This is a genomic window from Legionella sp. km535, assembly GCF_003990085.1.
Taxonomy (GTDB): domain Bacteria; phylum Pseudomonadota; class Gammaproteobacteria; order Legionellales; family Legionellaceae; genus Legionella; species Legionella moravica.
Genome location: NZ_RZGU01000001.1, coordinates 140,351 through 165,435, shown reverse-complemented (window position 1 = coordinate 165,435; position 25,085 = coordinate 140,351). Strand labels below are relative to the sequence as shown.

Sequence of the window (25,085 nt, the reverse complement as noted above, 5' to 3'; positions counted from 1 at the left end):
TGATTTATCCTTACCGAGGGATAAGAATAACGAAGTAGATGCAACTTATGTTGTCTGTAAGTTCCAAGCGATGCAGTGAGCCAATTGAATGGGATATATCGAGGCTACCTGACTTTAGGAATACCCTGCAAAAATAAAATGTTACTCCACTGCAACCAATGCACCACTCGATTGTGCACGATTTTTATTTGGTTTGGAGCGAAAATAAGTATGGCCAATAGCAATCAGATTATAGATTAATATAAATAATAAGAGTGTGTGTAACCAACTGATTGTTAGTTGCGTGAAAACAGGAATGGTAATCATCACCCCCAAACACCCTGAAAGACTTAAAATCAAGGTTTTCTTTAGAGGGATCTTATTTTGCTGTAAAAAGACCAACGTTGTAAGCGGTTGTTGCATTGCACCAGCTGTCGTCATAATAGGAAAAGCAACAACAGGTGATATGTTCATGACAAACAACACCCCTTGAACCATGACAAATAAACCGACACCTACTGAAGTCAACGCCCCGCAGATTACCAGTGCAAAAAATCCTATCACTAATTTCCATGAATGCAGCTCAATCAAATCACCGCCAACGGGTAATAAACGAAACTGGTGGGAGATTAAAAGCGCAATGATTAACGCAAACGAACACATCATTGCCAAACGAATGGCTTGTTTACTCAGCTGACTCACAACAAAACCACCCAATAAACCGCCAATGCAGGTTCCGGCAACCAAAGTTAATAAAGTAGTTAAATCTACATCAACCAAATGCATAAAAAATAAGGATTCAATGGCACCGGGAATAACCTGTGCGCCATTATTAACGGCAGGTAATTCATCATCACGAAAAGTACCTAATAATTTAGCCAGGGCAACATTGACAGCAAAACTGCCTACTCCCAAAGTATCTGCAATAAAGGCAACTATGCCGCTAAAGGTAAGTTTGACATATTGAGTTAATGTCAGAGGAACGGAAGGGGCACTACGAAGTTTAATTACCATCACAGCGACACAGAATAAACTCAAAATTAATATGCCAGTGGTAATAAAATATATGGCCATTCAGTTCTCAACACAAAATTAATAGATATCCCTGATGGATGGCTAGTTCAGTTAACAATTGACTTGTTCAACTACTACGCAGCACTTAGGGCTTATGGAGCACTTAGCAACAACTCCAGACAGAATGCCCGCTTAAAATTTTAATCCAGTCAAATTTCAGGGTAATTCCCAGCATGGTGATTATATACTAATTTCCATGCTCAGCAAACAACATTTAGCGCAAAAAAAATTCTGAGTGCATCATGCAGATACATTGATTGATTCAAAATGCAGTAAACCCTCAATCCAATAAAGCCAATTAAGGGTCAACACATGTTATACAGCACAATTTGAAGTATCAATTCCAACCTGACCAAAAGCAGATTGAATCACACCTGAATCCACACCGAGCTCCCTACCCGCATAAACGACGCCGCAGGCTCCAGATATAAAATCCGTTGCAGGAGTCCAATATTTCATATTGGCAATGACCATTAAATGATAGGCTTTTTTGATTCCCAAATCTTTGGAGAGTAAATAAAATGCTTTATTAAACACGCCACTCGCTGTATGGACTATGTAATTTTGACGATATTGAGGATCGCTAAAATTTGATTCTGCGAAAGCAATCAGCTCATCATAACTAATTGCACAATATGCCCCTTTGCTTTGAGCAAGATTTTTATCAAGACAATCAGCAGAGCTGCCGTCAGAAGAAGGATAATCCATAAATCTCAGTGCTTTTCCAAAAGCTTCGCGGACTACAGTCTCACCAATGCCCCAGGTTATTTCATTCGGTTGTAAATATGCTTTATTGTACATAAGGGGATTTTGTTCTAGCAAATAAGCACGAGATGCCTGTCCAGCCATATCGGACATGGATTCATTCAAAGCGCCGGACTGATCATGGTATTCAAGACCTGAATGTTGTTCGGTAAACCCATGTGTTACTTCATGACCTGCAACATCGAGAGAAACCAGAGGATAAAAGTCCTCGCCATCCCCAAAAGACATGGCCTGCCCATCCCAAAAGGCATTGTCAAATTGTGTACCAAAATGGACACGCATCACTAATTTCATGGGTCTACCATCGGGCTGTTGCAGCGCATTTAGACCGTACCAATCCCGGTACATATTGACAATAGTGTGTCCAAAAAAGTAGGCGTCATTACTTGGAGAAAAGGCACCGTTAATATTTTCTTCTACATTATTGTTGCAGGTATATTGAAAAGGCGTGTTAATCATATTATCCCAATCCCATTCGGAATACAGATTAACTAACTTCACTTTGGCATTATCCATCACACATTGATTACCCCGTTGAGTAACCTCCAGTCCTGGCAAACCATCTTTTCCGTACCAGTACTCATGAACTTTTTCATTGCCACCTGGGCCGCTGTCCAGATAGGTTTTAATATTATTCCATTGGCTCACGAAAGCCCCGGTTTTCGCATCAATGACAAAGAAAGGCCAACTCGGCTTGCCATCTTTTTGAATGCTTTTAAAAGAAACCAAATACACCAGCGTTAACTCATCATTCTCGCCTGGTCTGATTTGTAATTCAGTTTTTTCCTGTTGGGTATCCGCTTGGGGATTAACATTAAAATAGGATTTTTTAGCTAATTCCAATGCCTGTTGACTGCTGATGGCGGGCTTTATATCAATTTGAATGTCTTCCAGTAAATGTCCGTTCACTTCGGCATTGTCCTTGGAGATTCCAACCTGCTTGCCAGTTTTGGTTATCATGATCTGGGCACCGATCACTGGTATGCCTTTGTACATTTGTTGGTAGCGCGTTATGACCTCATTATCCTCTTTAGTTTGATTCATTTGTTGCAAAGAATTATTTTTAGGGGAGGAATTTAATGCTCGAGTTGTTTTCGAAGCGTCCTGAGTTAAGGGAAATTGATTTAAACGGTTAAGAGGCGCCTGGTACAAATCCACTTCAGTGGCAGCAACAAGAGAAGAGGAGGACAAAAACATGGCACAAAGAGCGATTTTTTTTAACATGGGTAGAGTCCAAAAATCAAAAACCCTCTCATAATGTCACAAAAGTAAACATGATGCAATATTTTCTTCCAGTCAGCTTGATTCTTCAAACCGGGACTGCCTTTGGATTGAAATAAAATAAGGCCTCATAAAAAAATACAATCGTCTCATCACATTACTCTTTCTTTAATTCTGAATAAGCAATACCATTATTCCTGCAATAAATGACATATGATCCGCTGAGATGACCAGATGATGGTATCAGTGATGTAATCAAGGATGAACAAAGTGATGAATTATATTAAAAGCGCTGCTCTTATTGGATTGGGATTAGTATCCTGCCTGTCCCTTAGTTATGCCGGACCTCTTGAGCTTTTTTTGCAAAAACATCAGGAAAATCAGCAACCTTTATTGGCAAGCAACTCCATAAAAACATCAAGATTCATGCAACGCCTCGATCACAATCATCCTGAATTGGGCACTTTTGCTCAGCGCTATTATGTCGATGAAACCTATGGCCCTAAAGCGACTGACCCTGTATTTTTCTATATTTGCGGTGAGTCCGCATGTACTCCTAGAGCATTGAATGGCGCGATAAGGACTTATGCAAAAAAACATCATGCCAAAATGATTGCCCTGGAACATCGCTATTATGGAGAAAGCCTGCCTCGAAACACCTTTTCAGCAGAAGATCTGCGCTTTTTATCTACTGAAGCTGCTTTGGACGATTTAGCTTATTTCCAGCGTCAAATGAGCAAAGAACGGAACTGGACGGGAACCTGGATAGCCTTCGGAGGGTCTTATCCCGGATCATTATCGGCTTACTATCGATTAAAATACCCTTATTTGATTGCCGGGTCCCTTGCTTCATCCGCTCCGGTAATGGCCAAAGAGGATTTTTATGAATACGATGCTCATGTTGCTAAAGTAGCTGGGCCTGAATGTGCAGAACAGATACGCTCTGTAGTTCGTGAAGTAGAAGCAACATTAAGCGATGACCATAAATTACAGGAGATGAAACGTTTATTTGAAGCAACGGAAGTTCGCGATCCGGTTGATTTCTTGTATCTAATTGCGGATACGGGCGCCGCTGCAATTCAATACGGAATGAGAAATTCATTTTGTCAGGCTTTATCCACCAGTTCAACGCCTCTTATCGGCTATTCTGATTTTGCCAAAAAACTCTACAAAGACATGGATGTTTCTGCGGTAGAAATTACAGCCCAGGGAGCGATGAGTGAAAACCCCGATGATTATAAAAAGGGAGTGGGTACGCGACAATGGTACTATCAATCCTGTACCGAATACGGTTATTGGCAAAATGCCAACCCAGATTATTGGCTATCGGCACGATCGTCTTTAATCAATCTGGAATATCATCGAACTATTTGCCAACGTTTGTTTGGTTTAAGTAAACCGGCTAACACCGCCAAACTTAATAAATCATTTTATTTCCCTTTAATGGATGATCTGGTGTCCAACATTTATTTTACCAATGGCGATAATGATCCCTGGTCAATATTGTCTCTCTCTGAATTAAACGGTAACGCAGTGAATCTTAAATTGACTTACCAGATAATAGAAGGCGCAGCACATTGTGAGGATTTACACAGTCCTGACTCCTCTGACTCTGATTCATTAAGGACGGCTCGTACCATCATGAATTCTCTATTAGGACAGTGGCTTAAAAACAAATCATCAGCCATCTGATTGTGGAGCTACTCCTGTTCGTTAGTAAACGTTTATTGCAGTTTGGAGGTACTGCTGATGGAACCATCTGATTTTATAAAGCGTATGGTGTTTGTATTAATTTGTTGCACTCGAAGACATCTGAATTGAGATTTCCCATAGGCGTTAAGAGTACGACAATATTGATTGTTTTTAATATACCAGGTTCCTGTCCAATTTCTTTTTTTTCCAAGTATATAAGTGTATCCATAAATGGAGCCGTTTTTATTCCAGCATCCATACCCTGTAAATTTAACCCCACCGTGGTTACCGAAAAAAACTGAAGAATGGCCAGAAAGAAGAGTTTTTATTTCACTTGTTGTAAGATAGTGAGCTGAGTTCACAGAGCCAATTGGAAAGAGCAAAATCAGAATCATCCTTTTTAAAAAAGCCATAATAGGACCTTCGGGCAACAAAAAAATCATATTGACTAATTCTAGACCAATATATTGCTTTTTCAAAGGAACATGAATCGACAGGACATCCATTATTGTTGTTTACTTAAGAAAAGAGACATGATTTAAAAAATGCAGTGCCGATCAATTAAAACGCACGGGTATTCAATAAAAGCAAAGTGATTTAATAATTAAAACCATAATAAAATTCGAAATTATTACTACCCTATATTCAGTCTGCTCTTACTGGCATCTTTGAAAATACATTCCCTTCCTATCAATCCTGTCATCAATCGCGTTCCTTGCCCTTTAAAAGCTCCGCTTGATGGCAGACTTTTGAAAACAAAGCTATTCTAAAAAATGAATCAAGGAACGAAAGGAAACCGTCATGGATACAAATGAACATACTGAACTGGGCAATGCATTAAGACTGGAAAATACAGAAAACAATCCCTATTTAAGGATTGACGACTCTGGCGTGCTGCATCTTCGTTTGCAACGCTTTAGTGACAACAACTTGCCTGAGCCCATGAAGCTGGAAGTGTCGGCTGGTGAAATCATCGCCATGGCAGGAGATTTTTTTACTGAGGCAAATTGGACTATGGATTTGGATTTACCTCAATGCGATCGATTTAAATCCTCAATTGATCTAGGTCAATACCTCATCCACAAAAAAATCAAGCCCAAGGAGGAAGCAGCCTTAATTAAGGCTTACAATAACCTGGCCTCACCGGATGTCTCTCGTAAACAAATTGATACCATTTATACCATCACCAACAGCAACTACATCCCATTCTCCCCGACCCTTGATTTTTATATGAAACAACTGATGTATGTTTTTCGGGTTAAAAATTATGGAGAAATGCTGACTCGAAATCAGACTCACTTTACCCCCTGGTCTTTAAGGGTCTATGTTTTAGGTCATTCTATTGCGTTAAGGTACGCTCACCTGGCCTATGAATTGAAACAATGGGCAAAAGACACGGCATATCAATCTGAAAATCCTGATTTTCAATCAATAAAAAATTCTTTTTCCTCTAATAAAATTACACCGCCCCACAAAACATTATTTGATCTGGCACATCGATATCATGCTCAGGCACTGTCAATGGAGTTTTTTACATTTCATTACTATACCGATCATTTTGCTACCGGTCATATGGCCATGATTGGCGACCTGCGCAAAATATTGCAAGATCGCTTTGGAACCTGGGGAAGCATTTTGGCCAACAACCTGCACGATGAAATAAATCGTATAGGCGTGTTTACCATTAGACCCTATGATCCAACGCCTAATGAGAATGAAGCGCCAACGCGCGCTCGTGGCGATGGAACAATTAATTCCTGTCTGGATCAACACAATCGTAAAGCATGCATTGACGGAATGACTAAGTCCTTACAAGATATTAATGACGTGTTACATGGCGCCCCTGTTCCTAAACACCAAAATTTTGGTGGTCTTGAACACTTGCCTGATGTTGATTTTAACTCCAGACAACATCAACCGCTGATTGTATTAAGCGGGGATAAAGTCTTTTACCGTAAAAAACTCAATACAATTCATATTATATCACCAACTGAATATGAAGCATTACGGGAAAACCCTTTAGAACATGGCTACGTTGAATTAACCAGTAAATGGGAGGCATTCAAACTGGTAACCAAACTTCGCCTGTTTCCCTCTCTCTACGAAGGACAAGTACAACCCGTTTCAGCAATTAAAAAAATTGAAATTATGTTAGACGAACACAATAGACAACCGCAACGGCAGCCGATAGCTGAGAGCAGCTGTACTCCAGAACAGGATAGAAGCGTTCTTGACTGGAGAACTAAAGCGTTCGAGTGGGATAATTTAAAAGACAGGATGGACGCGCTGGACGGCCTAAAGAAATACAGTGTTTTAAAAATGAAGCGCATGGAGAAGCCCGGGGAAATTCCGGAAACACAGGAAAATGTGACCTTGGCAATCTAAAGTGTGTTGACACTATCGAATTCGACGTCCCGCAAGCCATAGGATTTCGGTCGATATGTAATCCAGATTCATCCTTCAAATTCCGGCGGTCACAGCCCTGACTCTTGGTCACAAATATAGAATCTTGGAGAAAAGTCAGATTTGCGTGCAAGAGACAGGGTCGAAGCCGCGGGAATTCGATAAGTAGAGCTGAACTGGTTTTTAATGATATGCTGAAGGTTCAGGAACACGTCGCAAGAAAGCAAAATAGACTGCACACCCTATGGGGCTCACGGCTGTCCCATTAAAAATATGACGTCTTTCCGAGCGTAGCGAGGAATCTCCTGCAAATTGGCACAATCTGAATTAATGCATTAATTATCATTACCTTTTAAACTCTTTTTTTTTACAAGGAATTTAATGATGTCATCAGAAGATGTACCTGGATTTTTATATCATTTCGACTGATATGATTTTAATAGCCGCATTTTAATGGGATCGTGCAACCTTGCAGGAGATTCCTCGCTACGCTCGGAAAGACGTCATATTTTTAATGGGACAGCCGTGCTATGGGGATTTTTATTCAATAAACAAATTCAAATAATATGATAGAATAACTTCCAATATCCATGAGGTAATTATGAACTTTCTAATTAAAGTCCTATTCTCTACTGTTTTATTAATGATCTCCGTCGCTCCTGGCTATGCGGAAGTAATCCTTAAAGACCTTCAAGGCCAGAGTACCCCATTTTCAAAGCTTAAAGGTAAATGGGTATTCATAAACTACTGGGCTGGCTGGTGCCAAACCTGCCTGGATGAAATACCTGAATTTAACCGTTTTTATCAGCAACACAAAAACAATCCGATTGCCTTATATGCAGTAAATTTTGATGCCTTGCCTTTGTTCGAACAAAAAAATTTGATACGACGCTTCAATATCAACTATCCCAGTTTACTTAACGATCCCGCAACCGATCTGCGTCTTGGAGATATATCAGGAGTACCAGTAACCTTTATCTTCAATCCTAAAGGACAATTAGTAAAAACTTTATACGGTGGACAATCAGTCAACTCATTAAATAAAGTGATGATGGAGAACCAAAGCTGAACTGGCTCTCTCAATTTCAGGTTCCGCCTCCAACTTTTATGCGGCTTATTGTTTCCGAGAAATCCTGAATAACAGCCTCAGATTGAGTCTTTGTCTTGAAGAACCTTGCTTGACCGGTCATCAAATTAGCAACACCCAAAGAAAGTACTGAAAGTGCATCACTAAGAAAATTAACCAAAGTCTGTTTCCAGCCTCTATGAACACTTAAAACGATTAATGCATCAGAAACGGCGTCTACGCACTCCCTCTGAAAATCCTTCAGGTTCAATTGAATGGGCAATCCCGAGTTGAGAAATCCCTGTTTCGCATACTCTATTCTTGTATAAAACACAGCAGCCTTTTGAGCTGCGCTTTCATAATTCTTATTCGTTTTTGCAACTTCTTCTAATCGTTCTTTTAAAGACCTGATTTTTTCCAAATGCTCTGAAAAATTAATCTGCACCAGGATTTTTTGAGCGTCAAGATAAGAATTTATTTGCTCTTTGGCATGATCGGCAGAAGCTACTACGGATTCTCTCTTTCCTTTTTCTGCATCGGAGATCACGTGGTGAAGTTGACGTAAACCCAAAGTCTGATGAGCAGCAACTAAATCAGCTCGATTTTGAGTTATCTCGTCCAATTTAGCGAGTATTGATATAACTTGATTATCAACACCTTCTAGAGTAGTGATCCCTGAAAACTCTACAGGTAATCCTCTAATATGCTGTGCACAAGACCGAATTACTTCATTAGCCTTGCGTAAATCGTCAAGACGCTGGTTGGCACACTGATGAATTTCCTGTTTTTTCTTATCCAGCGCTAACTGAATTCGGGGATGATGACGGCCCGAATACCCCAGAGTCTCTCGTGCTGTTTGTAAATCACTTTTATGTTGGATAATTGCGGTTAGTTGATTCAAGGATACTCCAACGGCTTGAGCCACGTCTTTTTCATTTTCTAATTGGCCAAAATTCACTGTAAGTACATTAATTTTTTGTTCATAACGTGAAATGATCTCTAGAGAATACTGAATCTTTTTTTCTTTGGCTGCAGCGCTATAAATTGCTTGCCGTTTATCTTCAAGAGCCTTTTTGATTTCGGGATGTACTTCGCCAGAAATACCCAAGACATGTTGTGCTCGCCGCAACTCATCTGTTGATGCTGCACATTCGTCCAGTGCTTTCAATAAGATATCAGTCGTTCTAACCAACTCCTCTGATGATTGGCCTGGGGCAAAATATATTTGTAACGCATTAATTCGATCGACCTGATTGGCAATCGCTTTTTTTGCAGAAGCAAAATATTGATATTTCTCCTGGGCAAGCCGTTGCATTTCACTCTCTTTTTGATCCAACGCATCACCAAACCGCATTACGAAGGGATGAAACAAACCCAAAGAGAGTTTTGCTGCAGCTAAATCCGCTTTACTATAAACCAGACGGTCAAGACCGGCTTGCAAAACCTGCAAATATGGAGCAACATCTTGTTCCTGAGTGACTTCTTTAAAAGATATCGAATAGCCTTTAATCGCAATGATGTAAGACTCCATAACCCGAATATCTGCTGTAAGCGCCTCTTCTTTGAGAGCACCAGTGTTTCTAATCTGCTGTATTTTATGTTCCAGCGCATGCCTCAAGCCTGGATGATAGCCATCCGTATTGCCTAAGATATGAATGGCTTCTTCAAGCTCAGGTTTCGCTACGATTAACTCCTCCACTTGCCTTACCAACAGCTGGATTTGATGTTCAATATCTTGTGTAGAATGACATGAATCAAAATCGAAGGGATATTCAGAAATCCTCTTAATCCAGCCATCGATAATACTCTGTGCTGCATTCTCATCCATTGGGGCTTGTGTTGAACCAAACCAGCGGTGAAAATCAGTATGAGGTTGGGCATTTAGTAACGCATTAAAGTCCTTCAGGGAAATTTTGAATAATTCCTCAATTCGTGCACTGGCCATGGTACTCAAGGTTTTGGCCAGGGCAGGGTTGACGGTACTTAAGGCAAAAAATGAATCAAATAATTGTTGTGGATTTTTATAATTCAAATCCTGGAGCAGCTCATTTAGAAACTGATCATCAATGATGCTGTGATCCATCTGTCTCAAGGCATCAACTAATAGTTCGTCAACACGTCCATTCAAATAAATATAAGCAAATACCGTCTTCTCAGAAAATTTATTGGAACCAAATAAATGGAAGATGTCTTCCTGATTAAATAACTGCTTATAAAATAATGTCCGTAACCCCCCGCTTCGAGATAAAGCATTATCGGAGGGCTTTAAGTAATGCTGAACCAGGCCAACCTCTAAAAGATTTCGAGCCTGAGCCATGGTACATCCTACCTCTAGACTTTTTTCACGACAAGCAACTTCTATAACCCGCTTCAAAAACTCAGGGTTTTTCAATTCTTGGCGCACTAATGATTCTGAACTTCTATCACCTATCAATTGAGCAATGGCCTTAAAATCCAGAGAACTATCCCGGGTGTATATAATAGAGAGTAATTCCAAACGCGGTATCATTTGAATGAATAAATTGATAAATTTATCCTTATCTCCTTGCGATAGCAGAATACTATCCAAAAGAGTGTTTACATCATCTGAAGATAGCTTATTTAAGAGGGATTCAAAATAAGGAATACTGCGATACACATTATAAAAATAATTAACAATATCCTTATTTAATGGCCCACGAGCCTGTTGATTAATCAACAACTGATGAAGCTGCGGATTTTGAAAAACATAATGCCCCACTGCAGTTGGACATATGAGTAACACCTTGGTCAGCTCGTGATTTTGTGCATTCGTATTATAGACACTGAATCGATAATTTCTTTTTTTTATATCATCCAGATTAAACGTCTCTCGCTTTGTATTATCATGAGGATTAATGAGCACAAAATCATAAGTGCCATCGCTTTTTTTAGTCACCCTGTCAATTCTTAAAGCATGACGACTGTGTATGATCCCGTGTTGGTCCGGTCGACCATAGGACATACTGATATAAACGGGTTGTGCCGGATTAATCATCTTTAACTTGATAATTTCACCCAGATTTCTGGTGTCATGGGCCTCAACTCCAATAAATTTGCCCACAAACTCTGTAGAAGATGTGCTATGACGGGCTCGAATATTATGCGCCACAATACTGGCAAGAAGATCCTCATTTGACCACTCACTTGTATAATAATAAGAGCTAATCCGTTCTAAAATTTTTAGAGCCAAGGCGTTAGTCTGCACCCCACCCCGCGCTTCATCAATAGCTTTTAATCGGGCCTTATCCATAAAGAAGACGTCTTCATTAGTTAGGGGATCAAAATGATGTATGTACTTATCCTTCATTTTATCGGGATTAAAATTGTTAGAAGTAGCATGGATTTCAGTACGCTTAATTCTCAGATATACCCCATCTTCTGTTTCAGTAAACAAAGATTTTACTAATTGTAATCCTTCATCTCCGGAATTCAGAATGCAATCGAGCGCTGTTAACAGATAACAATCACCCGTCTGGCCTTGAATTATGGTGATTGGAGTAACATCGCTTGGGAATAATGGAGTCATTTTATATCCTGAATATCATAAATTAAATATGTTCTAATATTGGTCATTATAGGAAATGATTATTATGCGAACATTAACAGGAGGATCGTTTATTATTTAAAATGACGAAAAATCAATTTCTTACTCAATTTTTTCGCTTTATGACTGGCCATTAATTGTATAGGCACTATGAATGATGTAAAAGACGTTGTTTTTGATCCGCAGTAATTCTGATTTTCAATTGCCAGTCACCTTCTTCATTGATCGATTCGGACAATACAGCCCCCAATTGATACAATTGAGCGCGCAGTTTAGCCTGAGCACTATTTAAAATGATGTCTTCAATAAGAACAGCTCCATGCAATTGAGCCGCTATAGCTTCTTTTAGCAACTCAAGACCCTGTCCTGTTACTGCGGAGAGCCATACTTTACAAGAGCCTTCGTTGCAATCAATTTTAGGTACCCATCCTTCCTGTAAATCAATTTTATTAAAAACCTGAATGACAGGAATATCGCTTACACCAATTTCATCCAACACCTTTTGAACCGCAAAAACCGTGTCCCGCCAGTGAGGATCGGAAATATCAATGACGTGTATTAATAGATTAGCCTGCTGTGTTTCCTCTAAAGTTGCACGAAAAGCTTCGACGAGATGGTGGGGCAAATCACGAATAAAACCTACAGTATCTGCCAGAATCACTGGCAAAGAACCAGGCAGTTCCAATTTGCGCATCGTAGGATCCAAGGTAGCAAATAATTGATTTGCTGCATAAATATTTTCACCAGTCAACGCATTAAATAATGTGGATTTACCGGCATTGGTATAGCCCACCAATGACACAGTAGCCATATCTGCTTTTTTTCGGGCCTGACGATTTTGATCACGGCTGCAGCGTACTTTTTCAAGGCGTTTATTAATGTATCGAATGCGTTCTCGTAATAAACGGCGGTCTGTTTCTAATTGTGTTTCACCGGGGCCACGCAGACCAATACCTCCCTTTTGACGCTCCAAATGAGTCCAACCGCGAACAAGACGAGTAGATAAATGTTGTAACTGGGCCAGTTCAACTTGCAATTTACCTTCAAAAGTCCTGGCTCGCTGGGCAAAAATATCGAGAATCAATCCGCTTCTATCGACAACACGACATTCGAATAACCGCTCAAGGTTTCGTTCCTGTGAAGGAGATAACTCATGATTTACCAGAACCAGCTCTGCATCAAGCGCTTTGACTAACTGACTAATCTCTTCCGCTTTTCCTTTACCCAAATAATATTTAGCATCAGGAGTAGCACGAGTACCCAGGACACAATCAAGAATCTCAGCTTGTGCTGAAAGAGCCAGCTCTTCAAATTCAGCCAGGGCTTTTTCAGCATCAACGCCTGGAAGCGCTAATTGTACCAATATCGCTCGTTCACCACCTTGCGGACGTTCAAACACAGCTCATTCCAATAATTAAAAGTAGCTTAGTCTGCCACAGTTCCTTCGTCCTCACCAGAGGCCTCGTCTGTAGGTATTTTCACCATACGAGAGGGCACAACTGTGGATATGGCATGTTTGTACACCATTTGAGTGATGGAGTTTTTTAACATGACGACGTATTGATCGAACGAATCCACCACGCCATGCAATTTAATTCCATTGACCAGAAATACAGATACAGGGACCTTTTCCTTACGCAATTCATTCAGGAAGGGATCTTGTAACATATGATTTTTAGACATTGCCTACTCCTTGTTGTTATTGTAGTTTTTAAAGGCAAAAACGAATATCTAATTACTTATTCGACAGCTGTAAATAAAACTTTAGTTTAATTTCATGACAGCGCAAATTGAATCCGCTAATATAGAGTCTCGCTTGATTACCCCTCACAAAAACATCAGCGCTAGCTGAGCATATAAGGAGATTTACATGGGATACACGGTAGAAGAAATTCAAGAGTTACAAAACCCCTATAAAGATCTTGGTACTGGAGATGCCCTAGCGACACACCGGGCAGGATTGGATCAATTGTCGGCTGAACAAAAAAAAGAGTTGGCTACCCGCATGGTTTTAGAATGCCCTGAAGGTGAATTAAAAAGCTTTGGTCGTGCCATTGAAGCGGCAAGAGTACCGCATGCAGACGGTCAAACCTTCCATTCGGTATTAGCCGAAGCCTATGAAGTAAAAAATCGCATTCATGCCTTATTGGATAAAAGAAATAAAAATCCCCATCTTTTGCTTTTAAATAAAGAATTTGATAAAAAATTGTTTAACACTTATAGAGACTTAGCCTTACAGGTTCTCGATAACAATGAAACAGCTATAGCGGAGCGGCTAGCCCTGACAACCCCAAGCGAATCCCATGACCAGGTTGCTCAGAATGTGGAAGAAATATTCTCCGATACACTGTTTGCTTCCAAAATAAATCAGGCTTTTGCGCTAAAACGAGATATCGATCATTTCCTTCTGGGTGATAATCCCGGTGAATTTTTCAGCCGCTCGGAGGACAGTATAGACTCATTCCAGGAATTTCCAGGCTTATTCAAAGTTATTGAACAGAATGAATCAACTATAGCAGCAAAGCTTGCCTTGCATGCCCCTAGAGAACAACATCATATTATTTCTCGAAGCATCCAAAATCTGGCTCCGACAACTGGTGAATTTACAACCAAAGTAAGATCAGCCTTTACTCTGCGTCGTAACATCGATTTCCTTTTAGGTGATAAGCCAGAACAGTTTTTCACTAGCCGTGATTTTAGTGTTGATGCCTGCCTTGAGTTTTCAATGTTATTCCCAATCTTGTTAAAAGACCATGAGCACAACATAGGCAAAAAATTGTCCTTGCTGGATTCCAAAACGCTCTCTGAAATAAATCGCAAACTTGAAATGATCAATGGAGCTGCTCACGATCAGTCCAGCTCCTTCCGCTTGATTGCAGCCTCTATAGTCCCAAAACAAGAACCGTCACCAGCTCAACAATCCTCTGTTGAGGTAACTGTATCTGAACCTGCCTCATCAACTTCAAGCAATCCCAACACAGTATTTCAGAGTGTTTTAAGAAAAAGAACTCCGGAGTTGTCTCGATCTGCAACCCTAGCTCAATCCAGTATGGATTCTGACAGTGACAGTGATAACGAGGATGATGATTGCTACTCTAAATTTTGTAGTCTGTTTAAATAAGAAATAATCGATTTAGCCCTTACCTGGTAAGGGCATCTTTACACTATTTTTTCTGAATTTTACATCCATTAAAGTCACTGTCCATGCTACTATTTTTAATTCATACATTATCGAATTCAATTCATTCAATGAATGACTATTTCAACCCAAATACAAAAAACACCTTGGCTAAACAAAGAAGCATTGTTTACAAAGAGATTGGATGACTGTAGAAAGCTCTGATCAATAACGGGTTACAAGACAATTTGTTCAAAACCAATTAAGTGTTATTTAGTAAAATTAATACTGGTACAAACAGATTTTTTTTTGATAACATAGTCGGATTTTTAGTCTACAGACAAAACACTTTATTTTAACGCAACAACTTATAGGAAAACTAATGGCAGAAAACAAATTAAGGGTAGCACTGGTTCAGGAGCAATGGCATGAACATGCTAAAGAACATCAAGACAGTCTGGCCTCTGGAATATTTTCGGCAGCGCAACAAGGCGCTGAGCTGGTGTGTTTGCAGGAACTCACTTTGAGCCCTTATTTTTGTACTCGTTCTGACGTTGACGGAACCCCTTATATGGAAGACATCCATACAGGACCTACAGCTCAATTTGTCAGTCAAATGGCTAAAACACATAAGGTATGTATTACCGCCTCTTTGTTCGAAAAAGCAGGGTACAACACCGCTGTTGCCTTTAATACTCAAGGTGAGCTGATTGCCATTACCCGCAAACAACATATACCCAGCGGGGAAAAATACCATGAAGACTTTTACTTTAAACCAGGAGATTCCAATTACCCTGTTCATTCAATAGCAGGACACCAGTTTGGTTTACCGACTTGTTATGATCAATGGTTTCCAGAATTATCACGAATCTATGGGTTAAAAGGCGCCGAAATTCTGGTTTATCCAACCGCTATTGGCGGTGAACCAACAGCTCCAGGGTTTGATAGTCAGCCCATGTGGCAAAAAGTAATGGTAGCACAAGGGATCATGAGCAATACCTTTATCATCGCTGTTAATCGAATTGGTTGTGAGGATGATTTACAGTTTTATGGCAGTAGTTTCATCAGTACACCAATGGGTGAAATTTTAGCTCAGGCGCCACGAAATGAGCCTGCAGTTCTTGTTGCCGATCTTGATTTCAGTCAACGTGAATTATGGGGAAGATTATTTCCATTTGCCCAACAAAGAGAACCCGCGACTTATCAAGAATTAGTCAAGCCTCGTAATCCTTTGGGAACCAAATAATGAACAACAATGCACAATCAGAAGATAACTTATACAACATTAAGCATTGGGGTGATGGGTATTTTAATATTAATGCGCACGGAAACATTGAAATCAGCAAAAACCCGGAGCAAAAAGGAGTTGAATTACTGGCTATAGTAAATGCAGCTGAACGCGCTGGATTACATTTACCGTTATTAATTCGGTGCAGCGATATACTCCATGATCGCGTACGCAGAATATACCAGGCATTCACTGAAGCCAAAAAGGACACGGACTATTCTGGAAGCTACCAATTGGTTTATCCTATAAAAGTAAACCAGGAACACAGTGTGGTTCGTGAGCTGCTTAAATCACCATCAAACACGATTGGCCTGGAAGCAGGCTCAAAACCTGAATTGATGGCGGTAATCGGTATGCTGGGTGATAATCCCGGCACCATAGTCTGTAATGGTTATAAAGACAGCAGCTACATAAGAACAGCCCTCATAGCTCAACAGATGGGACATAAAGTATTCATCGTTATTGAAAAAAAATCGGAATTGGACATCATTTTAAGTGAATCCGCTCGTCTTAACGTTAAACCCACCCTTGGGGTTCGTATTCGCTTAGTCAGCAAAAGCGCCGGTAAGTGGGAAAATACGGGGGGAGTTAAATCCAAATTTGGTTTAAATGCAAAGCAAGTACTTGAATTGGTAACGCAATTAAAAGCAAATGGCTTACTTGATTGCCTCCAGCTAATGCACTGCCATTTAGGTTCCCAAATTGCCAATATTCATGATATTCGCCATTGCATGCAGGAGGTTGCCCGATATTATGTCGAATTACGCCATCTCAATGCCCCAATAGATACTATTGATGTGGGTGGCGGTTTAAGCGTTGATTATGAAGGCACACGTTCCAATAAAGGCTGTTCCATGAATTACAGCCTGAATGAGTATGCGACGCACATCTTATTGGCTCTTAAACATTTGTGCCAGGATGCGGATATTCCTGAGCCGAACATTATTTCGGAGTCTGGACGGGCGTTAACAGCACATCATGCGGTATTGATATCCAATATTACTGACATCGAAATCATTAAAAAAGCCCCTGTGCTTCCTGAAATTTCCGAAGAGGACTCGCACGTGATTCGCGATATCTATGATACTTATCAGGCAATCACTGACAGTTCGCCAACAGAAATTTATAACTATGCAGAACACTCTTTGCACGAAGCCCACTCTCTATTCAAGCATGGGGTAATCAGCTTGCAGGAAAAAGCAAAGGTTGAAGCATTCTATACCAATATTTGCATGGAATTAAAAGACAGGCTTGATGAAGAAAATCCCAGTGAACACGCATTATTAATGATGATAAATGAGTGTATGGCTGCCAAAATTTTTTGTAACATTTCTTTTTTTCAATCCATTCCTGATGCCTGGGCAATAGGTCAAATCTTTCCAGTAGCGCCTATTTCACAATTAAATGAAACGCCAAATATGCACAGCATTCTCCAGGATTTAACCTGTGATTCGGATGGTACTATTAAGCAGTATCCAGGCCAGTCTTGTGTTACAACCACCCTGATGCTCCCACCTTATGACAGCAAAAACCCATACTGTATCGGTTTTTTCCTGGTCGGTGCGTATCAGGAAATATTAGGAAATCTGCACAATTTATTTGGTGATACGAACTCATTGGACGTCAAGCTTTCTGATGATGGTCACTTTGTGCTGGAAGACCTAGTCAATGGCGATACAGTCACCAATGTATTGAATTTAGCTCACTTCGATACTAAAAAACTCATTCAATCCTATGAGAAACAGTTAATCCAGGCCGAGTTGCCAAAAGAGCAAACTTTATCTTATTTAAATGAATTAAGAAGCATTTTTTCTCAATTAACCTATCTTGATGGACGATCTACACAGTGACGATACTAACACCGAAACAAGCTGGATATTACATGCCGGCAGAATGGCACCCGCATGAACGATGCTGGATGGCATGGCCCTGTCATCAATCCACATGGGAAAAAGTAGGATTGGAACGCGCACGAATCGCTTATGCCAAGGTGGCAAAGTCTATAGCAGCGTATGAGCCAGTAACGATGCTGGTCAACCCAGGAGATGAAGCTTCTGCAAGTGAATTATGTGGTGATACAATTTCCATAATTACTCTCCCCATCAATGATTCATGGACTCGTGATACAGGAGCAACATTTTTATTAAATGCAGACAACCAACTTGCGGGAGTCGACTGGATCCATAATGCATGGGGCGGCAATTATGCTGACTGCGCTCTGGATAATAAGATTGCGTCAGTGATTATTGAACAGACCAAGGCCCGCTATTTTCATGCGCCACTGGTCATGGAAGGAGGATCCTTTCATGTCGATGGAGAGGGGACTGTATTAACCAGTCGTGAATGCCTGCTCAATGCAAATCGTAATCCGCAATTAACTCAACAAGAAATTGAACACTATTTAATGGATTTTCTTGGAGCGGAACGCATTATATGGCTCAATAAAGGATTGCTTGGTGATGAAACAGACGGACATATAGATGAAATAGCTACCTTCATCGCACCTGGAAAAGTGCTCTGCCTAATCACCCATGATAAATCGGATCCTAATTACACAACCCTGCAGGAAAATCTGGAAATTCTCAAATCAGCAACCGATGCAAAAGGACGATCATTGGAAATCTATTGTGTCGAACAACCACCCGCGACTTATCTTGATGGAGAACGGCTCACACTTTCCTATATTAATTTTTATCTGGCTAATAAGGGCATAGTCATGCCTGCCTTTGGCTACGAAGAGTATGATAAGGCAGCATATATATTGTTCACCCAGTTATTTCCTGAACATCAAATAACTCAAATTGACGCTTTGGACGTATTTGCTGGCGGCGGAGGGATACATTGTATTACCCAGCAACAGCCAGTATCTCTGCAAATCAATAACTAAGCTAACTAATTGACTATCTGCTGTACTGTTCTGCACCATTACAGTGGATAGTTACTCTTCTACGCCAAATGAATTCAATGCACGTTCTTATCTCACCGTCTCGACACTCTGCAATAGGTCTCGGTATGTTCTTCATCGCGAAAATGAACGATGCAATTCCACTTATAAGAAATTAACGATAGGAAAGACACTGGTTGTTCAGAAAGCCTTGTCTGATGGCGAAGAAAATACCCCCTATTCTTTGAGAAATTTCTTACAATTTGTTGCTCTATCTACGCAATGACTCTATCTGCCAAAAGGTTATACTAAAAACTCAAAAGGATGACATGGATATGTCTGACAGGATGTCAACTAAAGGGACAAGTACAATGGATGTACTTCGCCGCAAGGATGCGGCACTTATTTTTGAAAGAAACAATCCAATGATCATCTGAATAATTTACACGGAACGGCACACATCGCTCACAACCTCATTAAGTATTGGCCCAATGCTGCGGCTTGAATAGGTGTTGGCGCGAAGATATCCATTGTATGATAATCGTTTAGCCAGGCTGGCGTCTTTTATTATTCGCTCCAAACCACTAGCCAGACTCACAGGATCTGAAGGTGGCACCATAACCGCGCATTCTGCTTCACCTACGATTTCCAGGGGACCGGATATTTCTGTGAGCACCATGGGTACTGAATGCATCATACTCTCAACAACTACCAAACCAAAAGATTCTTTCAATGAAGGATGACAAAAAATATCAAGGCCCTCATAAAATGCCTGTTTATCATTTATCCAGCCCAATAAGGTCACTTCATTCTGCAGGCCATGGTGATTAATTTGTTTGATGTACTGTTTTTTCTGTTTTCCATCACCAGCAATATGCGCTTTAAATATAATACCTTTGCGTTTTAATATTGCCAAAGCATCGATAAAAACATCCAATCCCTTAAGATCAGAAAACCTGGCAATGGCTCCTATTACTGGAACTCGAGATCGCTCAGGCTCTATGTAAACCAGATTATCTGGAATGGATATCATATTAGGCACAGTGTAAATTCGTTTTTCTGGATTTCCTAACCTCATGATCTCCCGATGCATGTGTTCTGTAATGGCAATAACTGAATCCGATGTTTTTACTAAGTCATTGTACGATTCAATAGTATGGCATACAGCAATTTTGGGCACTGAAGTACCTGTCTTTTCAAACAATATGGCAGCTCGTTTTGTATGTGTAATAATGCAGTCTGGTTTCTCTTTAAGGATTAACTGGCGCAATCGTTGAACGGCAATCAAGTCATGTCGCCCAAAACTAAAGATTGTTTTTAAATTAGGATCCGAACACGCCTTTCTTATTTGCGACCAAGGGTGAATAACAGGAATAATCTTGTGACCCAATCCTCCCAAAACCTTGGAATAGTTTAAAAAAACTTGTTCAACACCTCCATTTACTCTGGAGAACATGGCATTCATTATTTTCATTAAAAATCCGCAATAATTATATTTCGACTGTTTTGGGCTACATCCGTTTTGTTCGTCATTTGTCTATTTGCATTTTTTAACAATTCTGACTTTGATCTCATGGGACGTTAAGAACTATTCGATGAAAGATCAATTCTTTGGTTCATGGATTAGGAGTTATTATATACCATTTATTCTTTTTATTTGATTGAATCCCAAGCTAGAAACCAATACTGACAATCCCGATTATCCAATTGTTCAAACATTCTCAACACAAATCACATGGACTATCACGGCTGTCCCATTAAAAATATGACGTTTTTCTGAGCATAGCGAGGAATCTCCTGCAAGGTTGCACGATCCCATTAAAATGCGGCCATTAAATTCATATCAAGAGTTGAGTCTCCCCTGCCAGCCTTTTTCTGCAAGCGCCTAATGCTCATATCCTTAAATTTCTTTTTGGTATTTTGTAACCTGTTCAAAATAATATGCCGAACCATCACCCTATTTTCAGGAGAATGATCGTTGCGTACGCGAAAATCATCTTCACGTAATGTAACGTCCAATGATAATTAATGCATTAATTCAGATTGTACCAATTTGCAGGAGATTCCTCGCTACGCTCGGAAAGACGTCACATTTTTAATGAGACAGCCGTGCATGGACTATTCTATTGCAATTTCCTTGTTTCATAATTAAGATTGAGTAAATTATCAAACAGATAATTTATGGTGTTTAGAGCTTATTTCTGTGTAAACCTGCAAACCAAGTTTCTCAAAGCAATGTGATGCATCGTATTGCTGACTAGATTTATTGGCTTACTTTTATGTATTAATATTTAATTTCAAGGAATGATTTATGAATATGCTTCGTTGTATCCCTCTCTTTTTAGCTGGTTTTAGTGTGTCTGGAAATGCCCTCTCTGCCCCCACAATTCCTGACAAAGACGGCCCAGTCTGTTCATCAACACTCTGTGCTTTTAATATGAAAGGTGGTGTTTATGCGGGAATCACAGGTTATTATGTTAAGCCTAGTGAAACTGGAATCGGTATGGTTACTGACAGTTGGTTGTATGGAAATACTGGAAATTTTACAGCGATAAGTAAACCCTTCAATCCAGTACATAAATGGGCTGGAAGTGTTAAACTGGGCTACAATCTGCCCATGTCTGCAAATAATATTGAAGCCAATTATTTATTTTTAGATAATAAAACGCATGCATTCAATGACTTTTCAGACGGTTCAATTGGTTTTGGGAGTATTTTGTTTCCAGATGCTGCCTTTCCACCGACTCCTGGATTTGTCAGTGATGCCTCTCTTACTTATAAAGTAAATCAGATTGATCTTAAAGCCGGTAGAAAATACTCTGATGTATCAGGGGTGTTTTCGATCAAGCCGTCATTGGGACTCCGCTATGCTGAATTGAAACATACACTTACATTTACAGCACCAGGGAATATGATCAGTACTTATAATGGAGCCGGCCCCATGCTCAGTATAGATGGAACTTACACTCTTGGACATGGATTTGGATTAGTCGGTTATTTTGATTACGGCCTGTTGGTTGGAACAATCAACGCGCATTCTTTTGTGAGTTTGCTTGGAACCAATTTTAATTTTTCCTGGCCTAAGCGGGATCGAATCGTTAACAGCCTTTCTGGTAAGTTAGGCGTCGATTATTCTCACAATTTTGCATCCAGTTCTAATGTGACCCTGGAAGCAGGCTATCAAATAAATGAATACATCAATTCAATGGATACCATTAGAGGAACAGTACCTCTGGCACAAGGCGTTATTCAACGCATCAATGGGTATGAAACGAATAGTTTTGGATTTCGTGGACCTTACATTAGCTTGACTGTTGCAGCTTAATTTCTTATCGGAACTCTCTACTGAGTGGTTGTAAGGTGAACTATCACCTTACAACAGTTCTTGAGGTTAAATATCTATATTTTCCGCATCCAACGCATTCGATTCAATAAAATCTCTGCGCGGCTCTACATTGTCACCCATTAGTGTTGTGAATATTTCATCTGCTGCAACAGCATCCTCGATATTTACTTGCAACATACGTCTAACCTCAGGGTCCATAGTGGTTTCCCAAAGCTGTTCCGGATTCATTTCACCAAGTCCTTTATACCGCTGAATGGTTTGACCTCGTTTCGCTTCATCCATTAACCAATCTAAAGCTTGCTCAAAATGTTCAATCGGTACAGATTTATCCAAACGCTTTACGTACGCTCCCTCTTCAATCAAACCACCCAGGCGAGACCCCAGGTTCACCATTTCTTTATAATCCTTCGAATAGAAAAACTCTGCATTCATAGGAACATGATGATCCATTCCGTGTTGAGCTATTGTGATTCGCGGAATGAACTGGTTCGTCTCGTCTAAAACCTGAACACCTACAGAGTAGTGTTCCGTTTTACTATCAACCTGCTGCAAGCTTTGATGTAACTGATTACACCAATGACTTATTTTATCGTGATGATTGAAATCTTCATTCTGCAATACAGGTAAATAAGCGACTCGCTTTAATATATCCGCAGGATATCTGCGTTTATAGCGCTTGATAATTTTTTCAACTCGTCGAAACTGTTGTACCAGTTCCTCTAAAGCCTGCGCAGTGATAGCCGGAGCATCTTTAGAGGGATAAAATGCAGCACCGTCCAGAGCGCTTTGTGTTAGATATTCAAACAAGGCCTCATCGTCCTTAACATATTGTTCCTGTTTTCCTCTTTTTACTTTATATAAAGGTGGTTGGGCAATATATATATACCCTCTCTCCAGGAGTTCTCGGGTCTGCCTGTAAAAGAAAGTAAGCAACAATGTACGAATATGAGAACCGTCAACATCGGCGTCAGTCATGATAATAATACGATGATATCGCACTTTATCCGGATCGTATTCATCTGGACCAATGCCACAGCCTAGTGCGGTAATTAATGTTGCAACCTCTTGCGAAGCCAGCATTTTATCAAACCGTGCTTTTTCCACATTAAGAATTTTACCCTTGAGCGGTAATATAGCCTGAAATTTTCTATCGCGTCCTTGTTTTGCAGATCCACCCGCAGAATCTCCCTCTACTAGATACAGCTCTGACAACGCAGGGTCTTTTTCCTGACAATCAGCCAGCTTTCCGGGCAAACCAGCAATATCAAGAGCACCTTTACGTCGGGTCATTTCCCGCGCTCGACGAGCAGCTTCTCTGGCACGTGCAGCATCGATGATTTTCCCGACAATTGCTTTAGCTACAGATGGATTTTCAAGCAGAAAATCATTAAATTTTTCTGCAACGCTTGATTCTACTGCGGATTTTACTTCAGAGGAGACTAATTTATCTTTTGTTTGAGATGAAAATTTAGGATCAGGAACCTTCACAGACAATACAGCAGTTAATCCTTCACGCGCATCATCTCCTGTTGGAGATACTTTTGCTTTTTTTGCATATCCTTCGTTTTCAATATAGTTATTCAGTGTACGAGTCAGCGCGGCTCTAAAACCAGCCATATGCGTACCGCCATCTCGTTGAGGAATATTATTAGTAAAACAAAAGAGTGTTTCTTGATACGAGTCATTCCATTGCATGGCTAACTCGACAACAATGCCATCTTTTTCTGCCGTCATCGAAAATACAGCTGGAAAAATGGGAGTTTTATTCTTATTTAAATGCTCAACAAAAGCTTTAATACCGCCTTCGTAATGGAAGGTATCTTGTCTTTGAGTTCGTTCGTCAAACAAATGGATGCAGACACCGGAATTTAGGTAAGATAATTCTCTTAATCGTTTCGCTAATATATCGTAATGAAATTCAATATTACTGAATGTTTCAGCGCTGGGTTTGAACCATATCTGAGTTCCAGTAGTTGTTGAGTCACCAGTTTCAGCAATTGGAGCATCGGGAACACCGTGTCGATAGTGTTGCTCATGAATTTTTCCATGCCTGCGAACAAGCAAATGCAATTCTTCCGATAAGGCATTAACAACTGAAACCCCCACCCCATGAAGACCACCGGAAACTTTATAAGAGTTATCATCAAATTTACCGCCAGCATGCAGAATGGTAAGAATAACTTCAGCAGCAGAGCGGCCTTCTTCTTTATGAATATCTACAGGAATACCACGGCCATCATCTTTAACCGTAATGGATTCATCGCTATGAATTGTAACGAAAATTTCCTTGCAATGACCTGCAAGAGCTTCGTCAATAGAGTTATCAACAACTTCAAAAACCATGTGGTGAAGACCGGTACCGTCATCGGTATCACCTATATACATACCTGGTCTTTTTCGTACTGCATCTAAACCCTTTAGGACTTTAATATTATTTGAATCATAACTGGCATCAACGCTCATCAGGAACCCTCATTACCCTATTGTGGTATTTCGAATCGTTCAATTATACCATCTTTTGGCGGCGGTTTATATGTCAGTGGATAAACTTTGGTTTCTCTTTCTCTGCATCCGGTTAATTCATTTTAGTTATTGGCACACAGGATTTAATTTAATTAATTTGTTCCACGTGAAACATTTACATGCCTATTTAATTACACCAAAAAGCAACGTTCTAAATCAGA

16 protein-coding genes are annotated in these 25,085 nt (G+C 40.1%); 8 read left to right on the top strand and 8 right to left on the bottom strand.

The features are described from left to right. Positions 1-141 precede the first annotated feature (141 nt). Positions 142-1,053: a sulfite exporter TauE/SafE family protein gene (locus ELY21_RS00730; protein ID WP_127105943.1), complete on the bottom strand. Its 912-nt coding sequence runs from the start codon at positions 1,051-1,053 to the stop codon at positions 142-144. A gap of 315 nt (positions 1,054-1,368) precedes the next feature. Continuing rightward, positions 1,369-3,042, bottom strand: a complete 1,674-nt coding sequence (locus ELY21_RS00725; RefSeq protein ID WP_127105941.1) for a M4 family metallopeptidase — start codon at positions 3,040-3,042, stop codon at positions 1,369-1,371. 270 nt (positions 3,043-3,312) lie between these two features. Between ELY21_RS00725 and ELY21_RS00720 the strand changes: the two genes are divergently transcribed. After that, positions 3,313-4,731, top strand: coding sequence for a S28 family serine protease (locus ELY21_RS00720; RefSeq protein WP_127106178.1), 1,419 nt, complete (start codon positions 3,313-3,315; stop codon positions 4,729-4,731). Between the two features lie 32 nt (positions 4,732-4,763). On the opposite strand, the gene ELY21_RS00715 is transcribed toward ELY21_RS00720, so the two are convergent. Further along, positions 4,764-5,144 carry a hypothetical protein gene (locus ELY21_RS00715; protein WP_127105939.1) on the bottom strand — a complete coding sequence of 127 codons (381 nt, stop codon included), beginning with the start codon at positions 5,142-5,144 and terminating at the stop codon, positions 4,764-4,766. A 388-nt stretch (positions 5,145-5,532) separates the two neighbouring features. Between ELY21_RS00715 and ELY21_RS00710 the strand changes: the two genes are divergently transcribed. Further along, the gene (locus tag ELY21_RS00710) at positions 5,533-7,116 is read left to right on the top strand and encodes a type IV secretion protein Dot (RefSeq protein WP_127105937.1); all 1,584 of its coding nucleotides are present in this window, start codon (positions 5,533-5,535) and stop codon (positions 7,114-7,116) included. 661 nt (positions 7,117-7,777) lie between these two features. Further along, the gene (locus tag ELY21_RS00705; RefSeq protein ID WP_370272418.1) at positions 7,778-8,203 is read left to right on the top strand and encodes a TlpA disulfide reductase family protein; all 426 of its coding nucleotides are present in this window, start codon (positions 7,778-7,780) and stop codon (positions 8,201-8,203) included. Positions 8,204-8,219: 16 nt separating this feature from the next. Here ELY21_RS00705 and ELY21_RS00700 read toward each other — a convergent pair whose 3' ends face one another. From ELY21_RS00700 to hfq, 3 genes are all read right to left on the bottom strand, one after another. Then, positions 8,220-11,747, bottom strand: a complete 3,528-nt coding sequence (locus ELY21_RS00700) for a hypothetical protein (RefSeq protein ID WP_127105933.1) — start codon at positions 11,745-11,747, stop codon at positions 8,220-8,222. A gap of 166 nt (positions 11,748-11,913) precedes the next feature. Then, positions 11,914-13,164 carry a ribosome rescue GTPase HflX gene (gene hflX / locus ELY21_RS00695; protein ID WP_127105931.1) on the bottom strand — a complete coding sequence of 417 codons (1,251 nt, stop codon included), beginning with the start codon at positions 13,162-13,164 and terminating at the stop codon, positions 11,914-11,916. A gap of 26 nt (positions 13,165-13,190) precedes the next feature. Next, positions 13,191-13,448, bottom strand: coding sequence for an RNA chaperone Hfq (gene hfq, locus ELY21_RS00690; protein WP_127105929.1), 258 nt, complete (start codon positions 13,446-13,448; stop codon positions 13,191-13,193). 187 nt (positions 13,449-13,635) lie between these two features. On the opposite strand from hfq, the gene ELY21_RS00685 reads away from it, so the two are divergent. The 4 genes from ELY21_RS00685 to ELY21_RS00670 all read left to right on the top strand — a co-directional run bounded on the left by ELY21_RS00685 (position 13,636) and on the right by ELY21_RS00670 (position 19,058). Further along, the gene (locus tag ELY21_RS00685) at positions 13,636-14,886 is read left to right on the top strand and encodes a hypothetical protein (protein ID WP_127105927.1); all 1,251 of its coding nucleotides are present in this window, start codon (positions 13,636-13,638) and stop codon (positions 14,884-14,886) included. Positions 14,887-15,265: 379 nt separating this feature from the next. Further along, the gene (locus ELY21_RS00680; RefSeq protein ID WP_199741604.1) at positions 15,266-16,129 is read left to right on the top strand and encodes a carbon-nitrogen hydrolase; all 864 of its coding nucleotides are present in this window, start codon (positions 15,266-15,268) and stop codon (positions 16,127-16,129) included. Next, positions 16,129-18,021, top strand: coding sequence for a biosynthetic arginine decarboxylase (gene speA, locus ELY21_RS00675; protein WP_127105923.1), 1,893 nt, complete (start codon positions 16,129-16,131; stop codon positions 18,019-18,021). Before ELY21_RS00680 ends, speA begins: the two co-directional genes overlap by 1 nt. A gap of 32 nt (positions 18,022-18,053) precedes the next feature. Then, a complete protein-coding gene (locus ELY21_RS00670) occupies positions 18,054-19,058 on the top strand; it encodes an agmatine/peptidylarginine deiminase (RefSeq protein ID WP_370272404.1) in 1,005 nt (334 codons plus the stop codon). Positions 19,059-19,497: 439 nt separating this feature from the next. Here ELY21_RS00670 and ELY21_RS00665 read toward each other — a convergent pair whose 3' ends face one another. Continuing rightward, positions 19,498-20,529, bottom strand: a complete 1,032-nt coding sequence (locus ELY21_RS00665) for a glycosyltransferase (RefSeq protein ID WP_127105919.1) — start codon at positions 20,527-20,529, stop codon at positions 19,498-19,500. A gap of 837 nt (positions 20,530-21,366) precedes the next feature. On the opposite strand from ELY21_RS00665, the gene ELY21_RS00655 reads away from it, so the two are divergent. Further along, positions 21,367-22,380 carry an Lpg1974 family pore-forming outer membrane protein gene (locus tag ELY21_RS00655; protein ID WP_233588624.1) on the top strand — a complete coding sequence of 338 codons (1,014 nt, stop codon included), beginning with the start codon at positions 21,367-21,369 and terminating at the stop codon, positions 22,378-22,380. 66 nt (positions 22,381-22,446) lie between these two features. Here the strand turns inward: ELY21_RS00655 and gyrB are convergent, their stop codons facing one another. Continuing rightward, positions 22,447-24,864 (bottom strand): DNA topoisomerase (ATP-hydrolyzing) subunit B, encoded by a 2,418-nt coding sequence (gyrB, locus tag ELY21_RS00650; RefSeq protein ID WP_127105915.1) that lies wholly within the window; start codon positions 24,862-24,864, stop codon positions 22,447-22,449. Positions 24,865-25,085 lie beyond the last annotated feature (221 nt).

Excerpts from the sequence above, each read along its gene's own strand:
- ELY21_RS00730 (WP_127105943.1), bottom strand. The coding sequence starts at position 1,053 with ATGGCCATATATTTTATTACCACTGGCATATTAATTTTGAGTTTATTC.
- ELY21_RS00725 (WP_127105941.1), bottom strand. The coding sequence starts at position 3,042 with ATGTTAAAAAAAATCGCTCTTTGTGCCATGTTTTTGTCCTCCTCTTCT.
- ELY21_RS00720 (WP_127106178.1), top strand. The coding sequence starts at position 3,313 with ATGAATTATATTAAAAGCGCTGCTCTTATTGGATTGGGATTAGTATCC.
- ELY21_RS00715 (WP_127105939.1), bottom strand. The coding sequence starts at position 5,144 with ATGGCTTTTTTAAAAAGGATGATTCTGATTTTGCTCTTTCCAATTGGC.
- ELY21_RS00710 (WP_127105937.1), top strand. The coding sequence starts at position 5,533 with ATGGATACAAATGAACATACTGAACTGGGCAATGCATTAAGACTGGAA.
- ELY21_RS00705 (WP_370272418.1), top strand. The coding sequence starts at position 7,778 with ATGATCTCCGTCGCTCCTGGCTATGCGGAAGTAATCCTTAAAGACCTT.
- ELY21_RS00700 (WP_127105933.1), bottom strand. The coding sequence starts at position 11,747 with ATGACTCCATTATTCCCAAGCGATGTTACTCCAATCACCATAATTCAA.
- hfq (WP_127105929.1), bottom strand. The coding sequence starts at position 13,448 with ATGTCTAAAAATCATATGTTACAAGATCCCTTCCTGAATGAATTGCGT.
- ELY21_RS00685 (WP_127105927.1), top strand. The coding sequence starts at position 13,636 with ATGGGATACACGGTAGAAGAAATTCAAGAGTTACAAAACCCCTATAAA.
- ELY21_RS00680 (WP_199741604.1), top strand. The coding sequence starts at position 15,266 with ATGGCAGAAAACAAATTAAGGGTAGCACTGGTTCAGGAGCAATGGCAT.
- speA (WP_127105923.1), top strand. The coding sequence starts at position 16,129 with ATGAACAACAATGCACAATCAGAAGATAACTTATACAACATTAAGCAT.
- ELY21_RS00670 (WP_370272404.1), top strand. The coding sequence starts at position 18,054 with ATGCCGGCAGAATGGCACCCGCATGAACGATGCTGGATGGCATGGCCC.
- ELY21_RS00665 (WP_127105919.1), bottom strand. The coding sequence starts at position 20,529 with ATGAAAATAATGAATGCCATGTTCTCCAGAGTAAATGGAGGTGTTGAA.
- ELY21_RS00655 (WP_233588624.1), top strand. The coding sequence starts at position 21,367 with ATGAATATGCTTCGTTGTATCCCTCTCTTTTTAGCTGGTTTTAGTGTG.
- gyrB (WP_127105915.1), bottom strand. The coding sequence starts at position 24,864 with ATGAGCGTTGATGCCAGTTATGATTCAAATAATATTAAAGTCCTAAAG.